This is a genomic window from Rhizobium sp. LjRoot30 (assembly GCF_964253915.1).
Taxonomy (GTDB): Bacteria; Pseudomonadota; Alphaproteobacteria; order Rhizobiales; family Rhizobiaceae; genus Metarhizobium.
On the sequence record NZ_CAXUSG020000008.1, the window covers coordinates 213,439 to 235,666 of the forward strand.

General features: G+C 62.3%; 27 protein-coding genes. 13 read left to right on the plus strand and 14 right to left on the minus strand.

Annotated elements, in window-relative coordinates; all coding sequences use genetic code 11:
• The first annotated feature begins 94 nt into the window (after positions 1–94).
• From ACSQ3I_RS17700 to ACSQ3I_RS17720, 5 genes are all read left to right on the plus strand, one after another.
• Positions 95–487: a hypothetical protein gene (locus ACSQ3I_RS17700; protein ID WP_436001196.1), complete on the plus strand. Its 393-nt coding sequence runs from the start codon at positions 95–97 to the stop codon at positions 485–487.
• Positions 488–605: 118 nt separating this feature from the next.
• Positions 606–2,063, plus strand: a complete 1,458-nt coding sequence (locus ACSQ3I_RS17705) for a TonB family protein (RefSeq protein ID WP_436001071.1) — start codon at positions 606–608, stop codon at positions 2,061–2,063.
• A 183-nt stretch (positions 2,064–2,246) separates the two neighbouring features.
• On the plus strand, positions 2,247–2,651 hold the full coding sequence (locus ACSQ3I_RS17710) for a DUF2325 domain-containing protein (protein WP_436001073.1): 405 nt from the start codon (positions 2,247–2,249) through the stop codon (positions 2,649–2,651).
• Complete coding sequence (locus tag ACSQ3I_RS17715) at positions 2,648–2,926, plus strand: hypothetical protein (protein WP_436001074.1); 279 nt, start codon at positions 2,648–2,650, stop codon at positions 2,924–2,926. Before ACSQ3I_RS17710 ends, ACSQ3I_RS17715 begins: the two co-directional genes overlap by 4 nt.
• A gap of 11 nt (positions 2,927–2,937) precedes the next feature.
• Positions 2,938–3,252: an antibiotic biosynthesis monooxygenase family protein gene (locus ACSQ3I_RS17720; protein WP_109457109.1), complete on the plus strand. Its 315-nt coding sequence runs from the start codon at positions 2,938–2,940 to the stop codon at positions 3,250–3,252.
• A gap of 63 nt (positions 3,253–3,315) precedes the next feature.
• Here ACSQ3I_RS17720 and ACSQ3I_RS17725 read toward each other — a convergent pair whose 3' ends face one another.
• Positions 3,316–3,687 carry a DUF423 domain-containing protein gene (locus ACSQ3I_RS17725; RefSeq protein WP_436001198.1) on the minus strand — a complete coding sequence of 124 codons (372 nt, stop codon included), beginning with the start codon at positions 3,685–3,687 and terminating at the stop codon, positions 3,316–3,318.
• A 103-nt stretch (positions 3,688–3,790) separates the two neighbouring features.
• Positions 3,791–4,180 carry a group II truncated hemoglobin gene (locus ACSQ3I_RS17730; RefSeq protein WP_436001077.1) on the minus strand — a complete coding sequence of 130 codons (390 nt, stop codon included), beginning with the start codon at positions 4,178–4,180 and terminating at the stop codon, positions 3,791–3,793.
• Between the two features lie 151 nt (positions 4,181–4,331).
• Here ACSQ3I_RS17730 and ACSQ3I_RS17735 point away from each other — a divergent pair, with 151 nt between their 5' ends.
• The 4 genes from ACSQ3I_RS17735 (at position 4,332) to ACSQ3I_RS17750 (ending at position 7,339) form a co-directional block, all read left to right on the plus strand.
• Positions 4,332–4,895: a TetR/AcrR family transcriptional regulator gene (locus tag ACSQ3I_RS17735; RefSeq protein ID WP_436001079.1), complete on the plus strand. Its 564-nt coding sequence runs from the start codon at positions 4,332–4,334 to the stop codon at positions 4,893–4,895.
• A gap of 23 nt (positions 4,896–4,918) precedes the next feature.
• Positions 4,919–5,260: a DMT family transporter gene (locus ACSQ3I_RS17740; protein WP_436001080.1), complete on the plus strand. Its 342-nt coding sequence runs from the start codon at positions 4,919–4,921 to the stop codon at positions 5,258–5,260.
• 158 nt (positions 5,261–5,418) lie between these two features.
• On the plus strand, positions 5,419–6,204 hold the full coding sequence (locus ACSQ3I_RS17745; protein ID WP_436001082.1) for a ThuA domain-containing protein: 786 nt from the start codon (positions 5,419–5,421) through the stop codon (positions 6,202–6,204).
• 88 nt (positions 6,205–6,292) lie between these two features.
• Positions 6,293–7,339, plus strand: a complete 1,047-nt coding sequence (locus ACSQ3I_RS17750; RefSeq protein WP_436001084.1) for a Gfo/Idh/MocA family protein — start codon at positions 6,293–6,295, stop codon at positions 7,337–7,339.
• Between the two features lie 4 nt (positions 7,340–7,343).
• Here ACSQ3I_RS17750 and ACSQ3I_RS17755 read toward each other — a convergent pair whose 3' ends face one another.
• Genes ACSQ3I_RS17755 through ACSQ3I_RS17775 form a run of 5 tightly spaced genes read right to left on the minus strand, consistent with a single transcriptional unit; the run spans position 7,344 to position 12,479 of the window.
• Positions 7,344–8,273 (minus strand): phosphatidate cytidylyltransferase, encoded by a 930-nt coding sequence (locus ACSQ3I_RS17755; protein WP_436001200.1) that lies wholly within the window; start codon positions 8,271–8,273, stop codon positions 7,344–7,346.
• A complete protein-coding gene (locus tag ACSQ3I_RS17760; RefSeq protein WP_436001086.1) occupies positions 8,273–8,932 on the minus strand; it encodes a lysophospholipid acyltransferase family protein in 660 nt (219 codons plus the stop codon). Before ACSQ3I_RS17760 ends, ACSQ3I_RS17755 begins: the two co-directional genes overlap by 1 nt.
• Positions 8,926–9,363 carry a hypothetical protein gene (locus ACSQ3I_RS17765; protein WP_436001088.1) on the minus strand — a complete coding sequence of 146 codons (438 nt, stop codon included), beginning with the start codon at positions 9,361–9,363 and terminating at the stop codon, positions 8,926–8,928. The genes ACSQ3I_RS17760 and ACSQ3I_RS17765 overlap by 7 nt, the downstream gene beginning before the upstream one ends.
• Positions 9,364–9,373: 10 nt before the next feature.
• Positions 9,374–10,651, minus strand: a complete 1,278-nt coding sequence (locus ACSQ3I_RS17770; protein ID WP_436001202.1) for a phosphatase PAP2/dual specificity phosphatase family protein — start codon at positions 10,649–10,651, stop codon at positions 9,374–9,376.
• 46 nt (positions 10,652–10,697) lie between these two features.
• Positions 10,698–12,479, minus strand: coding sequence for a bifunctional alpha/beta hydrolase/class I SAM-dependent methyltransferase (locus tag ACSQ3I_RS17775; protein WP_436001090.1), 1,782 nt, complete (start codon positions 12,477–12,479; stop codon positions 10,698–10,700).
• A gap of 159 nt (positions 12,480–12,638) precedes the next feature.
• On the opposite strand from ACSQ3I_RS17775, the gene ACSQ3I_RS17780 reads away from it, so the two are divergent.
• The 3 genes from ACSQ3I_RS17780 to ACSQ3I_RS17790 all read left to right on the plus strand — a co-directional run bounded on the left by ACSQ3I_RS17780 (position 12,639) and on the right by ACSQ3I_RS17790 (position 14,290).
• Complete coding sequence (locus ACSQ3I_RS17780) at positions 12,639–13,250, plus strand: CDP-alcohol phosphatidyltransferase family protein (protein ID WP_436001092.1); 612 nt, start codon at positions 12,639–12,641, stop codon at positions 13,248–13,250.
• Between the two features lie 186 nt (positions 13,251–13,436).
• The gene (locus tag ACSQ3I_RS17785) at positions 13,437–13,880 is read left to right on the plus strand and encodes a hypothetical protein (RefSeq protein ID WP_436001094.1); all 444 of its coding nucleotides are present in this window, start codon (positions 13,437–13,439) and stop codon (positions 13,878–13,880) included.
• A 191-nt stretch (positions 13,881–14,071) separates the two neighbouring features.
• Entirely contained in the window at positions 14,072–14,290 is a 219-nt protein-coding gene (locus ACSQ3I_RS17790; RefSeq protein WP_436001096.1) for a hypothetical protein, read from the plus strand.
• Between the two features lie 13 nt (positions 14,291–14,303).
• On the opposite strand, the gene ACSQ3I_RS17795 is transcribed toward ACSQ3I_RS17790, so the two are convergent.
• The 6 genes from ACSQ3I_RS17795 to ACSQ3I_RS17820 all read right to left on the minus strand — a co-directional run bounded on the left by ACSQ3I_RS17795 (position 14,304) and on the right by ACSQ3I_RS17820 (position 19,636).
• Positions 14,304–15,038, minus strand: a complete 735-nt coding sequence (locus ACSQ3I_RS17795; protein WP_436001098.1) for an SURF1 family protein — start codon at positions 15,036–15,038, stop codon at positions 14,304–14,306.
• Positions 15,039–15,053: 15 nt separating this feature from the next.
• Complete coding sequence (gene cyoD / locus ACSQ3I_RS17800; protein ID WP_436001099.1) at positions 15,054–15,455, minus strand: cytochrome o ubiquinol oxidase subunit IV; 402 nt, start codon at positions 15,453–15,455, stop codon at positions 15,054–15,056.
• The gene (gene cyoC, locus ACSQ3I_RS17805) at positions 15,455–16,072 is read right to left on the minus strand and encodes a cytochrome o ubiquinol oxidase subunit III (protein WP_436001101.1); all 618 of its coding nucleotides are present in this window, start codon (positions 16,070–16,072) and stop codon (positions 15,455–15,457) included. The genes cyoD and cyoC overlap by 1 nt, the downstream gene beginning before the upstream one ends.
• Before the next feature lie 4 nt (positions 16,073–16,076).
• Entirely contained in the window at positions 16,077–18,080 is a 2,004-nt protein-coding gene (cyoB, locus tag ACSQ3I_RS17810) for a cytochrome o ubiquinol oxidase subunit I (RefSeq protein WP_436001102.1), read from the minus strand.
• 50 nt (positions 18,081–18,130) lie between these two features.
• Entirely contained in the window at positions 18,131–19,228 is a 1,098-nt protein-coding gene (gene cyoA, locus ACSQ3I_RS17815; protein ID WP_436001204.1) for a ubiquinol oxidase subunit II, read from the minus strand.
• 81 nt (positions 19,229–19,309) lie between these two features.
• Positions 19,310–19,636 (minus strand): hypothetical protein, encoded by a 327-nt coding sequence (locus ACSQ3I_RS17820; RefSeq protein ID WP_436001104.1) that lies wholly within the window; start codon positions 19,634–19,636, stop codon positions 19,310–19,312.
• Positions 19,637–19,691: 55 nt separating this feature from the next.
• Here ACSQ3I_RS17820 and ACSQ3I_RS17825 point away from each other — a divergent pair, with 55 nt between their 5' ends.
• Entirely contained in the window at positions 19,692–21,026 is a 1,335-nt protein-coding gene (locus ACSQ3I_RS17825) for an MFS transporter (RefSeq protein ID WP_436001105.1), read from the plus strand.
• A gap of 201 nt (positions 21,027–21,227) precedes the next feature.
• Here ACSQ3I_RS17825 and ACSQ3I_RS17830 read toward each other — a convergent pair whose 3' ends face one another.
• Positions 21,228–22,148, minus strand: a complete 921-nt coding sequence (locus ACSQ3I_RS17830) for an FCD domain-containing protein (RefSeq protein WP_436001107.1) — start codon at positions 22,146–22,148, stop codon at positions 21,228–21,230.
• Positions 22,149–22,228 lie beyond the last annotated feature (80 nt).

Below are 22,228 nucleotides of genomic sequence, written 5' to 3' on the forward strand. Positions count from 1 at the left end.
TCAATATGCTGGCAACCGGCGCGATGAGCGCACCGGACGGAAAAACGGGTGAGATGAGATGAAGAATCTGGGTGTGCTCGCTGTCTCGGCGGCAATGGCAATGGTCTCGGCCGGAACGGCTTTCGGCCAAGATGCAACGGCTGCCGCCGGGCTCGATGTGGAGCTCAATGCGCTGGTCCCCTCCCAGAAGGGCTGCATGATGACCTTCATCGCCAAGAATGCCATGCCGACGCCGCTCAAGAAGATTTCCTTCGAGCTCGCCTTCTTCAACGAGAAGAACATCGTCGACCGCATCACCGTCCTCGATTTCCGTGATCTGCCGGTCAACAAGAAGCGGGTGCGCCAGTTCGACATGCCGGGCGTCAAGTGCGAGACGATCAGCCGCATCCTGATCAACGACACGCCGGTTTGCGATGGTGCGGCACCCGGTGAATGCATGAAAAATCTGGTGACGCGCTCGCAAATCTCCGTTCCGTTCGAAGGTTGAACGCTCATGGGACAAGCGGGGCCATACGGATCTCCTCTGGTTTCGGGCCGCTCCGTCTGTCCCCGTAGTCTGATGACGACGGCAAAAGCCGCCTCGGCGGCCAGCCGGAGGATCGAGCATGATCTATTCTAGAAAACTGCGGCTCACCGCCGCGTCGCCGGCCTTGCCCAATGCCGGCGAAGGAGTGAACGACAATACGCCGGGTCTGATGGCCGGGCACGAGATGTCGGATCTCACTGGCGTTCCACGCCAGCCGGCCAGCGAGTCGGCGCTGCATTATGCCCGCGTCTCGCAAATCGGCTCTTTCCCGGAACATGCCGCGGAAGAGAGCGAACCGGAAACCACCCACAGCGTCGATGCCGTGCCGGAAAAGGCCGCGCCGACAGTACGCCGCCGCGTGGCGCGGACCTTGACGGCCAGCCTGGTATCCCTCGTTGCCCATGCTGCCATCTTCAGCTTCCTGGCCGCCACGATGGTGGCGGAGCCGGAGGAGCCGCAGGAAGAAGCCGGTTCCGTCGTCAGTGTCACCATTCTCGGCGATGCCGAATTCGACCAGCTTGCCGCCGGCGATCCTGAGATCGTCTCTGCCGAAGAGGTAGAGCCTGATATGGTCGAGCCTGCCGAACCGGAGGCGGTGGAAACCGAGACTGTCGAACCGGTTGAGACGGCGGAAGCCGTTCCGCTGGAAACCCAACAGGCCGAACCCGTGGAGACACAGCAGGCCGAACCGATGGAAACCACGGAAGCACAGCCTGTCGAGGCCCAGCCGACCGAGCCGGTGGAAACGGTAATGGAAGCCGTGCCCGTCCAGTCCTCGATCGTTCAGACAGAGGCTGTTGCCGCACTCGAGCCTGAGGTGCTGACGTCTGCGGTGCCGGCCGAACCGATCGTTACCCAGCCGATTGCGTCTGCCCTTCCCGAAACCGTTGAAGTCACCGAGGCAACGCCGGTAACGCCGACGGTGCAGCCGGTCGAGACCGTCCAGGCGGTCGAAGCGACGCCGGTGACGCCTGTCGAGCAGCCGGTCGAAGAGATCAAGCCGGTGGAAGAAAAGCCGGTCGCCAAAAAGCCGGTTGAAAAGAAACCCGTCGAGAAAAAGCCGGTTGTAAAACCCAAGCAGAAGCTTGTGGAAAAACCGAAGAAGAAGCCCGATACCAAGCGCCAGGCCGGCGCCCAGGGCGATGCCCGCCAGGATCGCAAGAAGGGTTCGGCGGACGGCCAGGAGCAGGCGAACCAGAACCAGAACGGTTCGAAGAACGCCGGCCGCAGCTCCAATGCCGGCAGTGCCGCCGTTGCCAACTATCCCGGCAAGGTGCAATCGAAGATCCGCCGCTCGGTGCGTGTTCCGTCCGCATTCAAGCGTGAAAAGGCTTCGATGAGCGTTCGTGTCCGGTTGACCATCGGGTCCTCGGGGGCGCTGACCTCCTTGTCCGTCGCCCGCAGCTCCGGCGTGCCGGAACTCGACAAGGCCGTGCTTGATGGTGTGCGCCGCGCTTCGCCATTCCCGCCGCTGCCGGCGGAATGGGGCAAGCCGAGCTGGTCCTTCTCCCAGGAGGTCCAGGTCACCGGACGATAATCTCCTGCTGTTTCATGAGGCCCGCGACGTCCCTGCCGTCGCGGGTTTTTTTATGCCTGAAAAAGCGTGAAATAATATGATGAAAATAGTCTACTTTATACTTTACTCTGACAATCAAGTTTATTAGGGTCCAGCCGCGTTGACGAGTCAGCGCGACCGTCGAAACAGCGAAACGGGTGCAGGATGGCCAAGAAATTCAAGAAGGGTTCCGACCGCAACAACCGCGAACAGGCCCAGCCGCAGGTGGCTGTGGCCGATAGCGGCAGATCGAGCCTCGATGGCCGCAGCTTCCTGTATGTCGGCGGCCGGGACTGCCAGGTCGCGCATCTGCGCCAGATCGCCAGCAGCTATGGCGCCGAGCTTATCCACCACGACGGCGGCCTGCGTGAAGCCGTCTCGCGCATCGACACGGTCCTGCCTTCGGTCGATTGCGTCTTCTGCCCGATCGACTGCATCAGCCACGACGCCTGTCTGCGCGTGAAGAGCGGCTGCAAGAAGTTCGGCAAGGCATTCATTCCCTTGCGCAACGGCAGCAAGTCGAGCCTGGAGCGCGCGCTTTTGACCATGCACGAACGAGATACAAAATGAACGACGAACGCCAAAACGGCTTCATGATGATCGGCCTGCACAAGCTGGCGGCCCAGAATGGCGATGGCCTGGTGCCGGAGCTGTACGAATTGCTGCGGCGGGATCATTTGAAGCGATTGGAATATCCGAATGTCGAGACCTTCCCGGCCTGGGAAGCCCGCCGGCCGGGCGAGGAGCCTTTGGAGCCGCTTGGGGATGCCGCACGCGACGGCAAGAATATCGTTGCTTTTGCTGCCAAAACCGGAGAAAAAAGCTCAAGGAAACGGCAGGTCTGAAAGAGGCAACAATGTTCGTAGCGATGAATCGGTTCAAGGTGGCAGTCGGGTCGGAAACGGCTTTCGAGGATATCTGGCGCAACCGCAATTCGACGCTTTCGGAAATGCCGGGGTTCCAGCAGTTTCACATGCTGCGCGGCAAGACCAATGCTGACGAGGGGTACACGCTGTACGCCTCGCACACCATCTGGGAAAGCGAGCAGCATTTCTCCGATTGGACCAAGTCGGAAAATTTCCGCGCCGCCCATCGCAACGCCGGCGACCACAAGGCGATCTATCTCGGACCGCCATCCTTCGAAGGTTTTAACGCCGTCGAAGGCATCTGAGCGTGGACGCGCAGGATCCGGATCGCATCGAGATCCTGCCGAATTCCGCAGCGCTGACGGTTATCAGGCCGTCCGCCGGACGAAGATGAAGCCGAGGCCCACGGCAAGCCAACCCGCCATCATCGCGATACCACCCGCAGGCGCTGCCATCGGGAACAATGCCGCGCCATTGTAATGGCGATAGAGCAGGTCGCCGGCAAACAGCAGCGTGCCGAGGCCGAGCAACAATCCGGCAATCGAAGCGGTGCGGAAGCGTTCGAGGCTGGCGGCCAGCGCGACGAGGGCAGGGGCATGCGCAAGGCACATGGTGGAGGCGTTGCCGAGCAGGTGGCCGTCGCCGAGATGCGAAGCGGCCGCCGCAAGGCCGACGCCCGCCATTCCCAGTACGCCGGCGGCAAGGAGAAGCAGGGGGCGGACGATGTTGGCTGATGTCATCATAAAATTTCCCGGAACAGGGCCGCTGCAGCCACAGGGAATTGCAACGGCGTAAAATGAAAATCTCGGTTTTTTGAAGGAACCGGATGCCGTAGCGGCTGCCTCAGGGCTGGTTCTGCATGTGATGGGCAAGGCGTTCGACCGGCGCCCAGATGATCTCGCGCAGCTTTTCGCTGGCGATCGTCTCGTCCATCGCCTGGCGGAAGCACAACAGCCATTCGTCACGCTCGGCCGGGCCGATCTCGGCGACGAAATGGCGCCGCCGCAGCATCGGATGGCCGCGCTTGTCGGTGTAGAGCGGCGGGCCGCCGAGATAACCGGTGAGGTATTCGTAGAATTTTTCACGCGAGCCGGAAAGATCAGGCGGATGGATGGCGCGGCAGCGCGCCGCTTCCGGCAGGGTATCCATCAGCATGTAAAAACGGTCGGTCAGCGCCCGGAGCGTCGCATCGCCGCCGATGGCTTCGTACAATGTGATGGTTTCTTCGGACACCCGGCACTCCTTTTTGTTCGTTTTGCCCGTTTCTTTTTCCTGTCGCAATGGCGTTGGCGGCGATGCGTCGTTTCGGCGCGTCGGCATTTCTTTTTTCAGCCTTCAAAGGCCGAGGATTGACAAAACCGTCCAGACGGTCTTTTTATGTCTCATGTCAGAATCGCACCGCCGCAAGAAACAGCCGCAACTCGTCCGCCGTCAGCTTGTCGACGTTGCGGCGCAGATTGCGTTCGAGCGTGGCATCGGTGCGGTCACGCTCGATGCGGTGTCTGAAGCGGCCGGCGTCAGCAAGGGTGGTCTCCTGCACCATTTCCCCGGCAAGGTGGCCTTGCTCGACGGTCTTTTCGACCGGCTTGTCGACGAGATGGATGCTGCAATCGAGGCGGCGATGATCGTCGACCCGCTGCCGCATGGGCGTTTCACCCGTGCCTATCTGCGTGTCGTGGTCGATCTCAAGGAGCAGCCGGGCGAAAACCAGCAATGGGCCGGCCTCACCATGGCGCTGCTCAATGAGCCACATCTGCGGGCGCGCTGGCGTCAATGGGTCGATCGGCGGGCCGGGGAGTATGTCGGCACGGATTCGTCGCTGAACGCCGCCATCGTGCGGTTTGCCGCCGATGGCCTGTGGCTGGCGGAGATAGTCGGCAGCCACGATCTGAGCGCCGAAACGCGGCGCGCCCTGATCGAGCGCCTGTCGGCATTGACGCTCTCCTGAGCGCTTCCAGAGGAATATCCACCATGAACCCCGCATTTGTCTATGGCCTGCTGTTTGTCGCTGTCGCGCTTGAGGTCGTCGGAACCTCGGCCTTGCAGATGTCGCAGCAGTTCAGCCGTCTGTGGCCGTCGCTGCTGGTTTTCGTCTGTTATGGCGGCGCCTTCTATTGCCTGTCCTTTGTCTTGCGCACCATTCCGGTCGGCATTGCTTATGCGATCTGGAGTGCGTTGGGCATCGTGCTGATCTCGATGGTCGGCGTCGTGGCGTTCCGCCAGAAGCTCGATCTGGCGGCGATCATCGGGCTCGGCTTCATCATCCTCGGCGTCGTCATCGTCAACCTGTTCTCAAAATCGGTTTCACACTGAAAATCCGCGGCGGCTGCGGCTGAAAACGATGCCCTGGGCTGTCTGTCCGGGCCATCATGTCGTGCATTTCCGTCGTTTTTGATGGAACAACTTCGTTTTGAAGTGCTTTGAAGCAAGACTGTTTTCATGATTTTGGCATTGCAGAAGGAGAAGCCGTCATGGTGATACGCACGGTGGTGTGGGGCGAAAACATCCACGAACAGACCAACAAGGTCGTGGCCGGGATCTATCCGAACGGCATGCACAACACGATTGCCGACGCACTCAACAGCGACGCGGCGATCCGCGCCACCACGGCCACCCTGCAGGAGCCGGAGCATGGCCTGAGCGAGGCAAGGCTGGCCGAAACCGACGTGCTGACCTGGTGGGGACACAAGGACCACGGCGCCGTCGACGATGCCGTCGTCGAGCGTGTTGCCCGGCGCGTCTTTGAAGGCATGGGCCTGATCGTGCTGCATTCCGGGCATTTCTCGAAGATCTTCAAGCGGCTGATGGGTACGCCCTGTGCCTTGAAATGGCGCGAGGCGGGCGAGCGCGAACGGATCTGGGTCGTCAACCAAGGCCATCCGATCGCGGCCGGGCTGGGCGAACATTTCGTGCTCGAAAACGAGGAGATGTACGGCGAGCAATTTTCGGTGCCGGAGCCGCTGGAGACCGTGTTCATCTCCTGGTTCCAGGGTGGTGAAGTGTTTCGCTCGGGCCTGACCTGGCGGCGGGGAACCGGCAACATCTTCTATTTCCGTCCCGGCCATGAGACCTACCCGAGTTACCATGACGACAATGTCAAGACGGTGCTGATCAACGCCGTCAAATGGGCCTACAATCCGCAGAATTCCTTGGCATCGATCCACGATGCGCCCAACGTTCCGGTGGAAAAGGCGCTGGAACCCATCGAGGAGCGTGGCCCGAAACTGCATGAGGCCGGCGAGGCCGGCTACCGCTAGAGCATTTCCGCTTTTCTCCGAAAGGCGAATAAGCTCCATCTCTTGGTTTTTACGCACTTTTGCTGGAATTGCTCTGAGGACGAACGGCATGCGTCTCTTGATTCTAGGAACGGGTGGCATGGCCAACAACCATGCCAAGAATTTCAGGGCGATCGACGGGGTCGAGGTCGTCGGCGCTGTCGATGTCGACAAGGCCCGTGTTACCGCCTTTGCCGATACCCATGACATCGGGATGCGTTTCACCTCGCTGGACGAAGCCATTGCCTGGGGCGGCTTCGATGCGGCGACGAATGTCACGCCGGACCGTGCCCACCATCCCACCAGCCTTGCGCTGATCGCCGCCGGCAAACACGTCATGTGCGAAAAGCCGCTGGCGGAAACCTACGAAAAGGCGATCGAGATGACCGAGGCGGCGGAGGCGGCCGGCGTCATCAACATGGTCAACCTGACCTATCGCAATGTCGCACCCTTGCAGAAGGCCCGCGAGATCGTGTTGTCGGGGGAGATCGGCAGCGTCAAGCATGTCGAGGCTTCGTATCTGCAGAGCTGGCTGGTTTCGCGCGCCTGGGGCGATTGGCGCACAGAATCGCAATGGCTCTGGCGCCTCTCCACCGGCCACGGTTCCAACGGCGTGCTCGGCGATATCGGCATCCACATCCTCGATTTCGCGTCCTATGGTGCGGCAAGCGATATCGAAACCGTTTTTGCCCGGCTGAAGACCTTTGACAAGGTGGCGGGCGGGTCGATTGGCGAATACAAGCTGGATGCCAACGACAGTTTCACGATGTCCGTCGATTTCGCCAATGGTGCATTGGGTGTCGTGCATGCCAGCCGCTGGGCCACCGGCCACCTCAACGAGTTGCGCCTGCGCGTCTATGGCGAAAAGGGCGGGCTTGAAGTGAGCCACAGCACGGAAGGTTCCTCGCTGCGCGCCTGCATGGGCGACGATGCCGAAACCGCCACCTGGCGGATCGTCGATGCCGGAACGGTGCCGACCAACTACATGCGCTTTGCCGAGGCCGTCCGGCTCGGCGTGCAGCCGGATCCGGATTTCCGCCACGCCGCCAACCTGCAACGCGCCCTCGATCTGGCGATCCTCACGGAAAAGGAGCGCTGCGAACGGCGGCTCTCCTGAGGCGTCACGTCCAGGCGTAACGGATGATGTGGAAGAACACCGGCGCGGCGAAGACCAGGCTGTCGGTGCGATCAAGCATGCCGCCATGGCCTTCGATCATATGCCCCCAATCCTTGACGCCGCGGTCGCGCTTGATGGCGGAGGCGACGAGGCCACCGAGAAAACCCATGACGCAGGCAAGTGCGGCCAGCACGCCGGCTTCCAGCGGCGAAAACGGCGTCAGCCAGAACAATCCCGCGCCGAGCAGCGAGGCGCTGAGGATGCCGCCGACCAGACCCTCCCAGGTTTTTGAGGGCGAGACATTGGGCGAAATGCGGTGTTTGCCGAACAGTTTTCCGAAGATGTACTGCAACACGTCGCTGCCCTGCACGGTGGCGATCAGGAAGGCGATCAACAGCAGGCCGCGACCGTTGTTGCCGGGGATGTCGAGGGTGACCAGCGCCGGCACGTGGCTGATGCAGTAGACGGAGAGCATGATGCCCCATTGCTGCTCGCTGATGCGTTCGAGGAAACGCGAGGTATCGCCCCACAGCGCCGTCAGCGCCGGCATGGCGAGGAAGCAGTAGACGGGGATGAAGATCGAATAGAGGCCGTACCAGTCGATCCAGACGAGGTAATATTGCAGCGGCACGATGATCAGGAACATGCCGAGCAGCACCCAGTAATCGCTGCGGCGGGTGTGGGTCAGCGTCACGTATTCCCTCAGTGCCGCAAAGGAAATCAGCGCGAACAGGATGATCACGCCGCCTTCACCGAACAGGAAGGCGATGGAGATGGCGGCGATCATCACCCACCAGGCGCGGATGCGGACGTTGAGGTTGACGAGCGTCGAAGACAGCGGTTTCGGGCTGCGCCAGGAGAGGATGCCGGCCACCAGGCTTGCCGTGCCGAGCACGGCCATCAGGCCGATGAACAGCCTGCTCATTTCCGACATCATTCCCGTTCTCCGTTGGTTTGCGATCTGAGGCCGAGCAGCGCATTCTGCGCCCTGTGCAGAAAGTCCTTGCGGTCTTCGCCGGGGACGAGCGCGATCGGTGTGCCGAAGATGACGCGGCAGAGCAGCGGCACCGGCAGGAATGCGCCCTTCGGCAGCACCCGCGACATGTTTTCGATCCAGCACGGCACCAGTTCGACATCCGGCCGGGCCGTGGCGAGGTTGTAGAGGCCGGAGCGGAAACGCAGGATCGGCTCCTCCGTCATGTTGCGCGTGCCTTCGGGAAAGAGGATCAGCGATTCTCCCTGCTCCAGCGCTCCCAGCATCACGGCCATCGGGTCCTGGCTGCGCTCCACCCAGTTACGTTCGACAAGCACGGTGCGCAGCAGGTATTCGGAGAGGAAACGGCGTAGGCGCCCGCGGCGCCAGTAGTCGGCGCCGGCGACGGCGCGGGTACGCGCCCGGTCCTCCGGCCGCAGGCAGGAGGAGAGCAGGATGAAATCGCCGTGGCTTGCATGGTTGGCGAAATAAATGCGCTGCCTTTCCGACGGCGCGCTGCCGACCCAGATCGGAATGACGCCGGTGATGGCACGGGACAGGCCGGCCAGGAAGGCGCCGAACAGCGATTGCGACAATGCCTTGTGATCGAATGTCAGCATGCGACCGGCCCCTCGATCGCGTCGATGAGCAGGATACCGTAGACAAGCAGGCAGGCCGCCAGCGCGAAACGCTGCCGCCAGACGATGCCGCGAGTGCCGGACAGGCGGGCGGCGAGCGGGCGTGGTTCGGGTGCGGCGGCGCGCAAGCCAAACCGGGCGAGACTATCATCGACGGCGGCAAGGCCGGATCGTTCGTGGGGATGCGAGCCGGCCAACCGGAACAGCAGGGCATCGAACAGCAGGTGCAGCGAGAAGGCGAGTGCGGCAAGCGTAAAGGCGAGCAGCAGCCACCAGCCGAGCGGCTTGGTAAAACCATGCGCGCCGGCAGTCACCGGGGCGAGGGCAAAAACGAGCAGGCAGATCACGATCCCGAACAGGCCGTTGCGGCGAAGACCGGTCGATGTCTGCGTGGCGGTGGATGTCCAGTCCAAGGCGTTCCTCTCAGGTGACGATCATGTCGGGCTGCAGATGGATGCGACGGCCGGCTTCCACGATACGGGCGATGGCGGCTGAGGCATCGGCCGCGCGGCCGGTTGCCACCAGCCACGTGCCGATGACGGCGGCGCTGCGCTGGAAGCCGAGGGCGCAGCAGACCAGCACCGGCCCCTCCGGTCGCGACGTCTCGATCAGCCGGGCAGCCTCCGTTGTCGATCCCGGCGGTGGTCGGATGAGGTCGAGGGTCGGGAAGGCGTGCCAGCGGCTTTGCATCTGCCGTGGGGCGCAGAGTTCTCCGGTCATGTCGATGACGGTCGCGAAGGCGGCAGCCTCCCGGCCTGTCGGAAACCGGCCGAGATAGACGCCATCGGCAATTTCCACTGCTGCCGGCGCCCCTTTCGTCCACCAGCCAATGTTGACGACAACGCCGAGCCTGTAGGGGGCGAGCAGCCAGCGGCTGGCGAGCGAGGCGCGGCCATCGGCGCGCTTCTGGAAGATTTGCGGCCCGGCACCGAAATAACCGGCGGCGACGATCGCCATGGCAATCGCTGGCCACATCAGCAACAGCGCCGCGCCGGAATGGAACGTGCCGAGAATGGCGAGAGCCAGAAAGCCCAAGGCCGCGCCGAGATAATAACTGCCGAGCTTGCGCGCCTTGGCATCTGTGGTCAGGCGGAAGCCGGCAAGCGGCGAGGAGGCATTGCGCGGAAACAGCCAGGCGGCAAAAAGGCCGAGCAGCAGGCCGGTCGGAATGTCGATGCTGTGATGCTGCCATGTCGTCAACACCGAAATGCCGATGAGGAAACACCAGACGTGCCAGACAAGCCGGGCGGCACGCGGCAGCTTTCCACGCAGATGGTCCCAGATCACCACCAGCAGGGCGATGTGCAGTGACGGCGCCTGGTTGAACGGTTTGTCGAAGCCGCCGAGCACCTCGAACATGAAACCCGGCAGGCCATGGGTTTCCGGACGCACGAAGATCGCCTGCAGCGGAAAGGCCACGAAGCAGGAGACGGCGATCAGCTGGATCGTCAGATAACGCCTGCCGAGTGTGTCCACCTCCGCCGGCCTGTCGTTGATGAACAGGCAGAGCGCGTAAAAAAGGTTGATCGACCAGTAGGGCACGATCGTCCAGGCGAGGAAGGGGATCGCTCCTTCCCAGCCGAAGGCGAGGTTCGGCACGGCGGATCGCTGCGAGGCAAGCCAGTTGGCGGTGCCGTAAGTCAGGTAGAAGAACGGCGCCAGGAAGGCGAGCCACAGGGCGGCGCGGCGGAGCACCGCCATGCGTACCGGCAGGGGGGAGGGAATCGATGTCTCCGCCACGGTCGCCTCAGATCCGCTCGGCGATGGACACGGTGAAGATGCCCCAGGGATCGATGCGCTGCTCCAGCTTGCGGAAGCCGGCGGCGGCGACCAGCCGGTCCATTTCCGCCTGGGTGCGGCGGCGCATCACCCACGCCTCGCCGCCGCGATGCGAGGTCAGTGCCCTGGCGATCATTTCGAGCTGCGGATGCCATGGCTGGTTGGTGTAGACGAGCAGGCCGCCCGGCGACATCGCCCGGGAAATGCCGCCGAGCGAGCTGCGGATCAGGCCGTTGTCGGCAAACAGCTCGTAGAGGCCGGAAACGATGGCGAGATCGGGGGCGGGATCGGTCGTCGCCAGCCGGTCGCCGTCGAAGGCATCCTGCTGGTGGAAGCTGGCAATGTCGGTGAGACCCCGCTCACTGATGCTCTTGCGGCCGGCATCGACGTTGATCGGCGAATAGTCCTGCAGCCGCACGCTGTCTGCCCGGATGTCCGCGCGGGCGATGGCGTCGAGCACATAACGGCCGTGGCCGGCGGCGATGTCGAGCACATGCTTGCTGTGCCCGGCCTCTTCCAGCCGGCGGAGCGCGATGCCGATCAGCTCCTCCAGATGCAGCTTGCGCTGGCGGATGCCGCGCCAGCCGATGGCTTCCAGGAAGATCTTGTCGATCAGCCGGCCACCGGGGCCAACGCCGCGCGGCTGGTTTTCGTAGACATAATCCAGCGTCGAGCCGGAATCGAAGCCTGTCCGTATGCCGGTGGCGATGCCGTTCGACATCAGGCCGCCGAGGTGGATGTTGGCGCGGCTTGCCGCCCAGTAGAGGCCGCGCGGCGAAAGAGCCCCGAGCGGCGTCGCCAGCCGGTCTGCTTCGTCGCGTGTGAAACCCTGGCGATCGGCGTCGAGCAGTACGGCTTCCTCGCGCGGGGCGGCAAAACGATCTTCGATGAAGCTGCGGATTTTTGTGAGCGCAAGATGCCGGTCACGCTCGCCGAGCGTGTCGTGGTAGAAGCCGGGCAGCACATGCCGCTCCTTGGTGCGGCTACCGAGGTTTTCGTAAAAGCGGTGCTGCGGCGCCGGGCGCACCACCCAGTCGCTGCCGGAGATCAGCAGTTGCGTCGGCACGGTGATTGCCCGCGCATCGGCAACGACACGGTCGGCCGCTTCGTAGAGTTGCAGCAGGATGTTGGAGGCGATCGGCCGGGTGATCAGCGGGTCGCTTTCGAAGGAGGCGATGCGCTCCCGGTCATGGGTGAGGAATTTCGCCTTGACGTAGGAATTGACGAAGAAGGTGCCCTTGAGTTTCTGCCACAGCGCGATGCCCTGCCGGGCGAAGGGCACGTAGAGCTTGACGGAGAAGGCCGGAGAGGCGAGCACCAGAGCGCGGATTGGCGGCGCATAGTCGTGCACCCAGGTGGCGGCCAGCACGGCGCCGACGCTCTGGGCGATGACGGCGATGTTCTCGACCGGAACGCCGCTCGTTCGGCTGACATGCCGGACGAAACAATCAAGGTCATGCGCTGAGGCGGCGAAGGAGGGGGAATAACCGCGCTCTCCCGGCGAACGGCCGTGACCGCGCGCATCCCAGGCGTAAAAAGCATAATCCGGCAGGCTCAGTTCCGGCACCAGATGGGCGACGCGGCCGCCATGCTCGTGGCCGCGATGCAGCAGGATGATCGCCCCTTTCGGCGCAGCGTCGGCCGCCGGCCATACACGGTAGAAAAGCCGGGTGCCGTCATGCGTTGCGAACTCCGCTTCTTCGACGGAGCGTGTCCGGTTGGCAGGGGCGGCGTCGGATGTTTGCAGCATGCGGATCTCCGTTGGGCACAGGGAGGCCATTGACAGAAAAGTCGATTTCACGTCAGTTGCACGTGTCTGGGCGGGTATTCATTCGCGGCTGGTTTTAAAAATTCCCCCACGGCAATCTGCCGGTCTTGCGGTCTGATTGCCATAAGCTCATCGAATAGCATGTCCGTCTATCAATTGAAGAGCCGATTTCAGAATATCCTGCGTCCGCTGGTGCGCAAGCTCGCGGCTGGGGGTATCACTGCCAATCAGGTGACGCTGGCCGCGGCCGCCATTTCCCTTGCCATCGGTGCTCTTTTGGTCGTTGTTCCAGAGCCGCGCTGGTTCCTTCTGGTGCCCGTCTGGTTCTTCCTGCGCATGGCGCTGAATGCCATCGACGGCATGCTGGCGCGGGAGCATGGGCAGAAAAGCGTGCTCGGCGCATACCTCAACGAACTGACCGACGTGGTGTCGGACGCCGCACTCTATCTTCCCTTCGCCTTTCTTCACCCGGGCATGTCCTGGTGGGTGGCACTCGTGATCTTCCTGTCCGTGTTGACGGAATTCGCCGGTGTCCTCGGCCAGACGGTCGGAGCCTCGAGACGCTACGACGGGCCGCTCGGCAAAAGCGACCGGGCGGTGCTTTTTGGCGCGCTTGGCGCCTTCGTTGCGCTTGGCGGCACGTTCGGGACGTGGACGATCTGGCTGTTTGCCGCCGCCAGCCTGCTGCTGGCGCTAACGGTCGCCAACCGGATTCGCGCCGGCATCCGCGAGGTCGCCGGACAGGCCGGGTAATTTTCTCAGGTTGTAGAATTTTGCGAATGCTGTTCCTGCGGGAACCGGTCGCCTGTCGTTTCCCGGCTATGACAACCCGGCAACCAGGGCCGGCCATGCATGCCCATGGCAAAAATCCCGGTCGGCCCTGGTGCGGAGCATGAACCTGCCATGATGGCAGGTGTCTCCGCACCCAAGGAGTCTGTCATGCAAAGCATTCAAGCATCCATCTTGAGCATGTCCGGCCGTCTCCGCCGCCCGTTGCTCGCCTTCATTGTCCCTGTCGTCGCCCTGGCGTGTGTCCTGGTGTCGATCCTGTCCCTTTCGGAAGAAGCCGATGCCGTCGCCGTCAAGACCGACCCGGCGGATATCGAACTGGTGCAGGAACGATACTGCAACTTCGCCATCGAAACGCTGCAGGGCGATGCCATCTCCAGTTACGTTGCCGCCCGCCCCAACAAGGATACGGTGGTGATGTTCTTCGATACGGAACATCCCGGCAGCATCCGCTGCGAGTTCCAAAGGGTTGAATCCGGCAGTCTCCTCCGCCTGAATGCCGTTCTGTTCGATACCGGCTACCTCGACCGCAAGGCCGTGGACGACATCAACAGCGCCTTCGCCGGCAGCAAGGTGAACGACATGGGCAGCTGAGTTTCCAGCCGTTCCGAAAGCCTGGCAGGAGATCGAGACATCCTGTCAGGCTCCTTTTAAACATCGTTAAGTACACCTCAGCCGCTGGCGGCTATCATCGAGCGAGACGTCAAGTCCTCGCTTGCGCGGTCGTTGCATGTAACGTACGCTATCGATATCCCCAATGCGTCGAGTTCGTGTAGGAGACTACCATGTCCTATGCCTCGTTTCCGCGCGTCATGCCGGTTCTGAGTTCGGAACAGATTGCCATGATCGCTCAGATCTTCGAGCGCGTTTGCGACGATTGTGACGAGCCGAAAACCACTCTTACAGCGGCGCGGTGCGCCGCAACCCTTATTCGTTCCTATCAGCGCGGCATCCTCGAAGAAGAGCTGCTGATCGACATCGGTCACGCCGTGTTGCGTTCGTAGCGCTTCCGATGGTTCAAGCCGAACGGCGGCGCACGTAAATGAGGGCGCCGACGAGACCGGCTGCCATGGCGTACCACGTCAACGCATAGACGAGATGGCTATTGCGGAACCTGACGACCGTCAGGCCGCCGATCGGCAGTCCGCCCGGATTTTCCGTCGCATCGGCATCGATGAAGTAGGGAGCGACATTGCCGAGCCCCTTTGCAACGGCAATGGCCGCCACATCCCGGGAAAACCACCGGTCACCCGCCGGATCGTTGGCGCGTAAAAAGCCGCCACCCGGTTCGCTGATCCGCAACAGGCCCGTCACGGTGAACGGCCCGGCGGCCAATTCGCTGCCGAGGCGGGCGTCCCGCGCGCTCCGGTCGGCGGGCACGAAACCGCGATTGACGAGGATGGTGGCTGCATCGTCGGCGCGCAGCGGGGTCATCACCCAGAAACCGGCGCCGCGTTCGGTAACGGCCTGGACGAGCACCGTCTTGTCGTGTTCGAAGAGGCCCGTGGCGGTGACATGGCGATATTCGTCTTCGGCCGGGTCGATTGCGCCTGTCGGCGCCGGCACCGGATCGGCGTGGACGCGGGCATCCACCCGGGCGATCAGGTCCAGCTTCCAGAAGAGCCGCTGCACCTGCCAGGTGCCGAGGGCCGTGAATACCGCCACGAGGAGAATGAGGAAGGCCGTAAGGAGCCTGCGGGCGCGGAGAGACGGTTGCCTCTCCGCATCTCGCCATTGCTGATCGCTCTGCATTGCCGGCACGGCCCGTCAGGGCATGTTCTTCATCATCTCGGGGCTCATCGGCATCATGTTGACGTTGAGGTGATGCATGACCCAGAGCGAACCGGAGAGCGCGATGGCGACCAGCAGCAAGGTGAAGATCAGCGCGAGTATCGTCCACCCGCCTTCCGACTTGGTGTTCATGTGCAGGAAGTAGATCATGTGCACGACGATCTGGACGGCACCGAAGCCCATGATCAGCGCGGCGGTGACCAGGCGGCTTTCGAAGACGCCGGCCATTACCAGCCAGAAGGGAATGGCCGTCAGGATGACCGACAGAATGAAGCCGGTGACATAGCTGCGGAATGTGCCGTGGCCGGCTTCGTGCCCATGGCTGTGGCCGTGATGGGCCTCGTGGGCATCCTCATGCGCGGGGGCTTGCGAACTCATCAGAGAACTCCCATCAGGTAGACGAAGGAAAAGACGCCGATCCAGACGACGTCGAGGAAGTGCCAGAACATCGACAGGCACATCAGCCGGCGGCGGTTTTCCGGGATCAGTCCGTGCTTCGACACCTGCACCATCAACGTGATCAGCCAGATGATGCCGAAGGTGACGTGCAGGCCGTGGGTGCCGACCAGCGTGAAGAAGGACGACAGGAAGGCGCTGCGCGTCGGGCCGGCGCCTTCATGGATCAGGTGATAGAACTCGTAAAGTTCCAGCGCCAGGAAGATCGCCCCGAAGACACCTGTCACGCCGAGCCAGAACAGCGTTTCCGCCTTGGCGTTGCGCTCCATCTGCAGCATGGCGAAGCCATAGGTGATGGAGGAGAACAGAAGCATCGCCGTGTTGATCGCCACCAGCGGCAGGTCGAACAGATCGGCCGGCGAGGGGCCGGCCGCATAGTTGCGGCCGAGCACGGCATGGGTGGCGAACAGCACCGCGAAGATCAGGCAGTCGCTCATCAGGTAGAGCCAGAAGCCCAGATTGGTGCTGTTTTCCGGGTGGTGGTCCTCGGTGAGGTAAAAAGTCGGCTTTTCGCCCGTTTCTACTGTCGTTTCGCTCATCGGGTCAGGCCTGTTTTTCCAGCAGTGCGCTGCGCTTGTCTTCGGTTGCGGTCACCACATCGGCGGGGATGTAGAAGTCGCGCTTGTAGTTGAAGGTGTGGCCGATCGCGACAGCGATCAGCGCGACGAAGGAGACGACGACGAGCCACCACATGTACCAGATCAGGCCGAAGGCGAGCACGACGCTGATGCCGCTCAGGATGATGCCGGTGCCGGTGTTCTTCGGCATGTGGATCGGCCGGAAGCCTGCAAGCGGCCGCTCGTAGCCGCGGTTCTTCATGTCCCACCAGCTGTCGTGGTCGTGCACGACGGGCGTGAAGGCGAAGTTGTAGTCCGGCGGCGGCGAGGAGGTCGACCATTCCAGCGTGCGGGCGTTCCACGGATCGCCCGACGTCTCGCGCAGCTGGTCGCGCTTGAGGAAGCTGACGACGAGCTGGATGATGAAGGAGGCGATGCCGATGGCGATCAGCGCGGCGCCGAAGGCGGCGATGATGAACCAGATCTGCAGCGACGGGTCCTCGAATTGCGAGACGCGGCGGGTGACGCCCATCAGGCCGAGCACGTAGAGCGGCATGAAGGCGAAGAAGAAGCCGATCTGCCAGAACCAGAAGCTCATCTTGCCCCAGAACATGTCGAGCTTGTAGCCGAAGGCTTTTGGCCACCAGTAGACGATGCCGGCCATCAGGCCGAACAGCACGCCGCCGATGATGACGTTGTGGAAGTGGGCGATGAGGAACAGCGAGTTGTGCAGCACGAAGTCGGCCGGCGGCACGGCGAGCAGCACGCCGGTCATGCCGCCGATGACGAAGGTGACCATGAAGCCGATCGTCCAGTACATCGGCAGCTCGTAGCGGATGCGGCCGCGATACATGGTGAACAGCCAGTTGAACATCTTCGCCCCCGTCGGGATCGAGATGATCATCGTCGTGATGCCGAAGAAGGCGTTGACGCTGGCGCCCGAGCCCATGGTGAAGAAGTGGTGCAGCCAGACGATGTAGGACAGGATGGTGATGACGACGGTGGCATAAACCATCGAGGCATAACCGAACAGGCGCTTGCCGCAGAAGGTGGCGACCACTTCGGAGAAGATGCCGAAGGCCGGCAGCACCAGGATGTAGACCTCCGGATGGCCCCAGATCCAGATGAGGTTGACATACATCATCGGGTTGCCGCCGAGGTCGTTGGTGAAGAAGTTGGTGCCGGCGTAGCGGTCGAGGGAAAGCAGCGCCAGCGTTGCCGTCAGCACCGGGAAGGTGGCGACGATCAGCACGTTGGTGCACAGCGACGTCCAGGTGAACACCGGCATCTTCATGAAGGACATGCCGGGGGCGCGCATCTTGACGATGGTGGCGATCAGGTTGATGCCCGACAGCGTCGTCCCGACACCCGCCACCTGCAGCCCCCATATGTAATAATCCACCCCGACGCCCGGACTGTAATCGGCCCCCGACAGCGGCGGATAGGCAAGCCAGCCGGTGCGGGCGAACTCGCCGACGAACAGCGACATCATGATGATGACGGCGCCGGCCGTCGTCATCCAGAAGGAGAAGTTGTTGAGGAAGGGAAAGGAGACGTCGCGGGCGCCGATCTGCAGTGGCACGACGTAGTTCATGAAGCCGGTGACGAAGGGCATGGCCACGAAGAAGATCATGATCACGCCATGCGCCGTGAAGATCTGGTCGTAGTGGTGGGCGTTGAGATAACCCTCGTTGCCGTTGAAGGCGATGGCCTGCTGGATACGCATCATGATGGCATCGGCAAAGCCGCGCAAAAGCATGATGATCGCCAGGATGATGTACATGATGCCGATCTTCTTGTGATCGACGCTGGTGAACCATTCATGCCACAGGTAACCCCAAAGCTTGAAGCGGGTGACGAGGGCGAGAACGGCGAGGCCGCCGATGGCGACGGCGATGAAGGTCGCGACCAGGATGGGCTCGTGGTAGGGGATCGCCTCGAGCGTCAACCGGCCGAAGATGAACTTCTGGAGGTCAAAATTGGAAAACATGGAATTACCCGTTCATTGAGGGTCTCGCCGGTCGGCGAGGCGGTTCAATGTCAATTGTTGAGCTGTGTCGGTGCCGGATCGCCGGAACTGTCGTCGGTGCCGGGCGCCGAGTGCCCGTCATGGTTCATGTTGTGCATGTCGTGGCCCTGATGACCTTCCTGGACGCTGGTGCCGACGGTGCTGTTGCTGTCTTCCTCGCTGCGGGCCGGCGTGCCGGTGGCAGGGAAGGTGGCGCCGGGCGTTTCCGCACCGCTCTTGGCGTGGCGGTTGTCATATTCCAGCCGCTCGCGGTTTTCGGCACTTTCCTTGCCGGCGCCGCCCATCATGTCGATGTGCATCATTTCGTTCATGCACATCTTGCCAGGCGCGGCGCAGAGGTTGAGCACGGCTTCGTAGAGGCCGTTCTCGACGCTGGAATAATAGCGCACCGGTTCGCGTTCGCTGGGCTTTTCAAGCTTCAGATAGGTATCGCGGTTGAGCGCCGTGCCCATCTGTTTGACGCGGGCGATCCAGTCGTCGAAACCCTGCTGGTCGAGGCCATGGAACTTGAAGCGCATGTGCGAAAAGCCGTCGCCGCTGTAGTTGGCGGAAAAACCTTCGAACTCGCCCGACTTGTTGATGACGGCGTGCAGCTTGGTCTGCATGCCGGGCATGGCGTAGATCTGGCCGGCCAGCGCCGGAATGTAGAAGGAGTTCATCACCGACGACGCGGTGATCTTGAAGTTGATCGGCACGTCCACCGGCGCCGCCAGTTCGTTGACGGTCGCGATGCCGTAATCCGGATAGAAGAACAGCCACTTCCAGTCGAGCGCCACGACTTCGACGGTGAGCGGCTTGGTGTCCGCCGGGATCGGCCGTTCCGCATCGAGGCGGTCGAGCGGCCGGTAGGGGTCGAGCTTGTGGGTGCTGATCCAGGTGATGGCGCCGAGCGCGATGATGATCGCCAGCGGTGCCGACCAGATCACCACTTCGAGCCGCGTCGAATGGTGCCAGTCGGGGTCGTATTTCGCTGTGCTGTTCGAGCGCCGGTAATGCCAGGCGAAATACAGCGTCAGGAAGATCACCGGCACGATGATCAGAAGCATCAGGAACGTCGATACCAGGATCAGGTTTGCCTGCTGGTTGGCGATGTCGCCGGAGGGCGACATCACGACCAGGTCACAACCGCTCAAAAAGAGGAGCGGGAGAACTGTGAGGAAGCGGGCGGACAATATGAATTTTTGCACGGCTCAAAGCTCTTGTTGGTTCGTTCCGTCCGCGACTAAAGCACTGGGACGGTTAGGAATATGAGGTGTTTGGTCGCACTGCAGCAATTTGCCGCGCCGCGACAAAGAGCACTCCAAAGCCGCTTTGAGGAAAACCTGAAGAAAATCGAAGGTTTTCCGGCGAGCCGTCCATTTGATCGCGTAAAATAGAGCGTATCCGGGTGTCGGACCAGCCCGGAACGCTGTTTTTTCGCGATTTCCGGCCAGGCGGGTTTTGTGTCGGTGGATGAAAAAAATTGATGAACAAATTCGCGCCTGCGGACTTGATAAGTGCATGAGTTTGTTCATCATCGCTGATGAGGTGCTTTGTCGCAGGCGCCTTGGAAACGAGGGAGGCGTTTTTCTTATGAGTTCGACCACACATTTCGGGCCTTCGTCATCGACTTTGGAGCGCGACGCGCGCCGTATCCACGATGACAAGCCCGTCTCTCCCGGCAGCATCGCGATCGGTGTCATCATCGGCCGCATGTCGGAATTTTTCGATTTCTTCGTCTTCGGGCTTGCTTCGGTTCTGGTGTTTCCAAAGCTGGTCTTTCCCTTCGCACCGGATGCGCTGACCGCGACGCTCTATTCCTTTGCGATCTTCTCGCTTGCCTTCATCGCCCGCCCGGTCGGTTCGATCGTGTTCATGACCATCGACCGCTGGTATGGCCGTGGCACGAAACTGACCATCGCGCTCTTCCTTCTGGGCGGATCGACCGCCTCGATCGCATTCCTGCCTGGCTATGACGTCATCGGCGTCTGGTCGATCTATCTTTTGGCGCTGTTCCGCCTCGGCCAGGGTTTTGCGCTCGGCGGCGCCTGGGACGGACTTGCCTCACTGCTTGCCCTCAACGCCCCGCAGAACCGCCGCGGCTGGTACGCAATGATCCCGCAGCTCGGCGCGCCCATCGGCTTTGCGCTGGCCAGCACGCTGTTCGGCTATTTCGTCGCCAATCTTTCCAGCGAGGACTTTTTGAGCTGGGGCTGGCGCTACCCGTTCTTCGTCGCTTTCGCCATCAACGTCGTGGCGCTGTTTGCCCGGTTGCGTCTGGTGATGACCAAGGAATTCGGCACGCTTCTGGAGCAGAACGAGCTATCGGCCGCCCCGATCCCGGACGTGTTGCGTGTTCATGGCGGCGATATCCTGATCGGTGCTTTCGTGCCGCTTGCCAGCTTCGCCATGTTCCATCTCGTGACCATCTTCCCGCTCGGCTGGATGAACCTCTTCGGCGACCAGCCGATCGGTACCTTCCTCGTGGTCCAGGTGATCGGCGCGGCGGTGGGTATTCTCGGCATCATCCTGTCGGGATTGCTGGCTGACCGCATCGGCCGTCGCGGGCAGCTGGCCGTCTGTGCCATCATCATCGCGATTTTCAGCTTCATCGGCCCGATGCTGCTCGCCGGCGGCAATGCCGGCCAGGATGCCTTCGTGATCATCGGTTTCGGCGTGCTCGGTCTTTCCTTCGGCCAGGCGGCGGGTTCGGTGTCGTCCCGTTTCGGCAGGGCCTACCGCTATACGGGTGCTGCGCTGACATCGGATCTCTCCTGGCTGATCGGCGCCGGTTTTGCACCGCTCGTCGCACTCAGCCTCTCCAGCAGCTTCGGCCTGCCGTTCGTCGGCTACTACCTGCTCTCGGGTGCGGTCTGTACGCTGCTGGCGCTCGCCTTCAGCGAAAGATTGAAGGCACGAGACGCCTGAGCGCGGTTGGTGCGTGTCTTAGCTGTAGAAAATGCCCCTCATCCGCCTGCCGGCACCTTCTCCCCGTTCTGACGGGGAGAAGGGGATATGCTGCACCCTTTCGGCCACGCTCGACGCCGCGTGAGGCAAGTCCCCTCTCCCCGCAAGCGGGGAGAGGGTTAGGGTGAGGGGCAGTGCCGCCCGGCCCCGCCCAAAACAGTATCACCCCGCCTTGCTCGCCCCGAATTCCGAGGCTTGCTTGAGATGCTGGCGCAGCAGCGCCTCGGCCCATTCCAGATTGCCGCCTTCCACCGCACCCAGGATCGCCAGGTGCTCACGACAGGACTGTTCGATGCGTTCCGCCGGCAGTTCGAAGAAGGCGGCGGATTCCTGCATGCGGCGCAGGTTGTTCTGGTGGCGGATGGCGTCCGTCAGGAAGCGGTTGCCGGAAAAGCCGGCGAGGTTTTCGTGGAAGAAGGCATTGACGCGGAACCACTCGTCGCTGCCCGAGCGGCTGGCCGGATCGCGGAGGATGCGTTCGTGCGAGCGGCGGATCTGCGCGGCGATCTCGGCATCCACCTTGAAATTTGGTGTCCGCAACGCCGAACATTCGACGATGGCGCGAAACTCGTAGCTTTCCCGGTAGGCGTCCTCGCCCACCAGCGTATCGACGAACCGCCAGCCATGGCCGGGCAGGCGTTGCGCCAGGCCTTCGGCCGCAAACCGCATCAAAAGCTTGCGCACGATGCCGCGCGACACGCCGTAGCGCGGCATCAGTTCCGCTTCGGAAACCTCCTGCGGAAGCTGGTCCTGCGCCCGCTCGCGCAACATCTGTCGGTAAAGCTCCTCGATCGGTGAGTTTGGCAGGATTTCGCTCAGGTCCAATGTCGAGATGTCGCGCGCCAGCCGGAGGCCGCGTTTCTCCATCGGCTGCAACACGCCCTTTTCCACCAGAAGTTCCAGCGCGCCCGATATCGGCGAGCGCGAAACACCGAAAAGCCGGGCCAGTTCCGGCGCCGAAATGCGTGTTCCGACACTCATCTCCGCATCGCGGATCCTGTCGATGATCCGGCGGGCGAGATCGAGCTGCAGCGTGCTCGGTCCGTCCGCCTGCTCCGTGTCCTGACTATCCATAACGTCCATGATGCCCTCGTCTTTGCTGCATTATACCGCGAACACAACGCAGCGCGACTCCCTAGATTTGCAATTTTAATGCTTTTCAT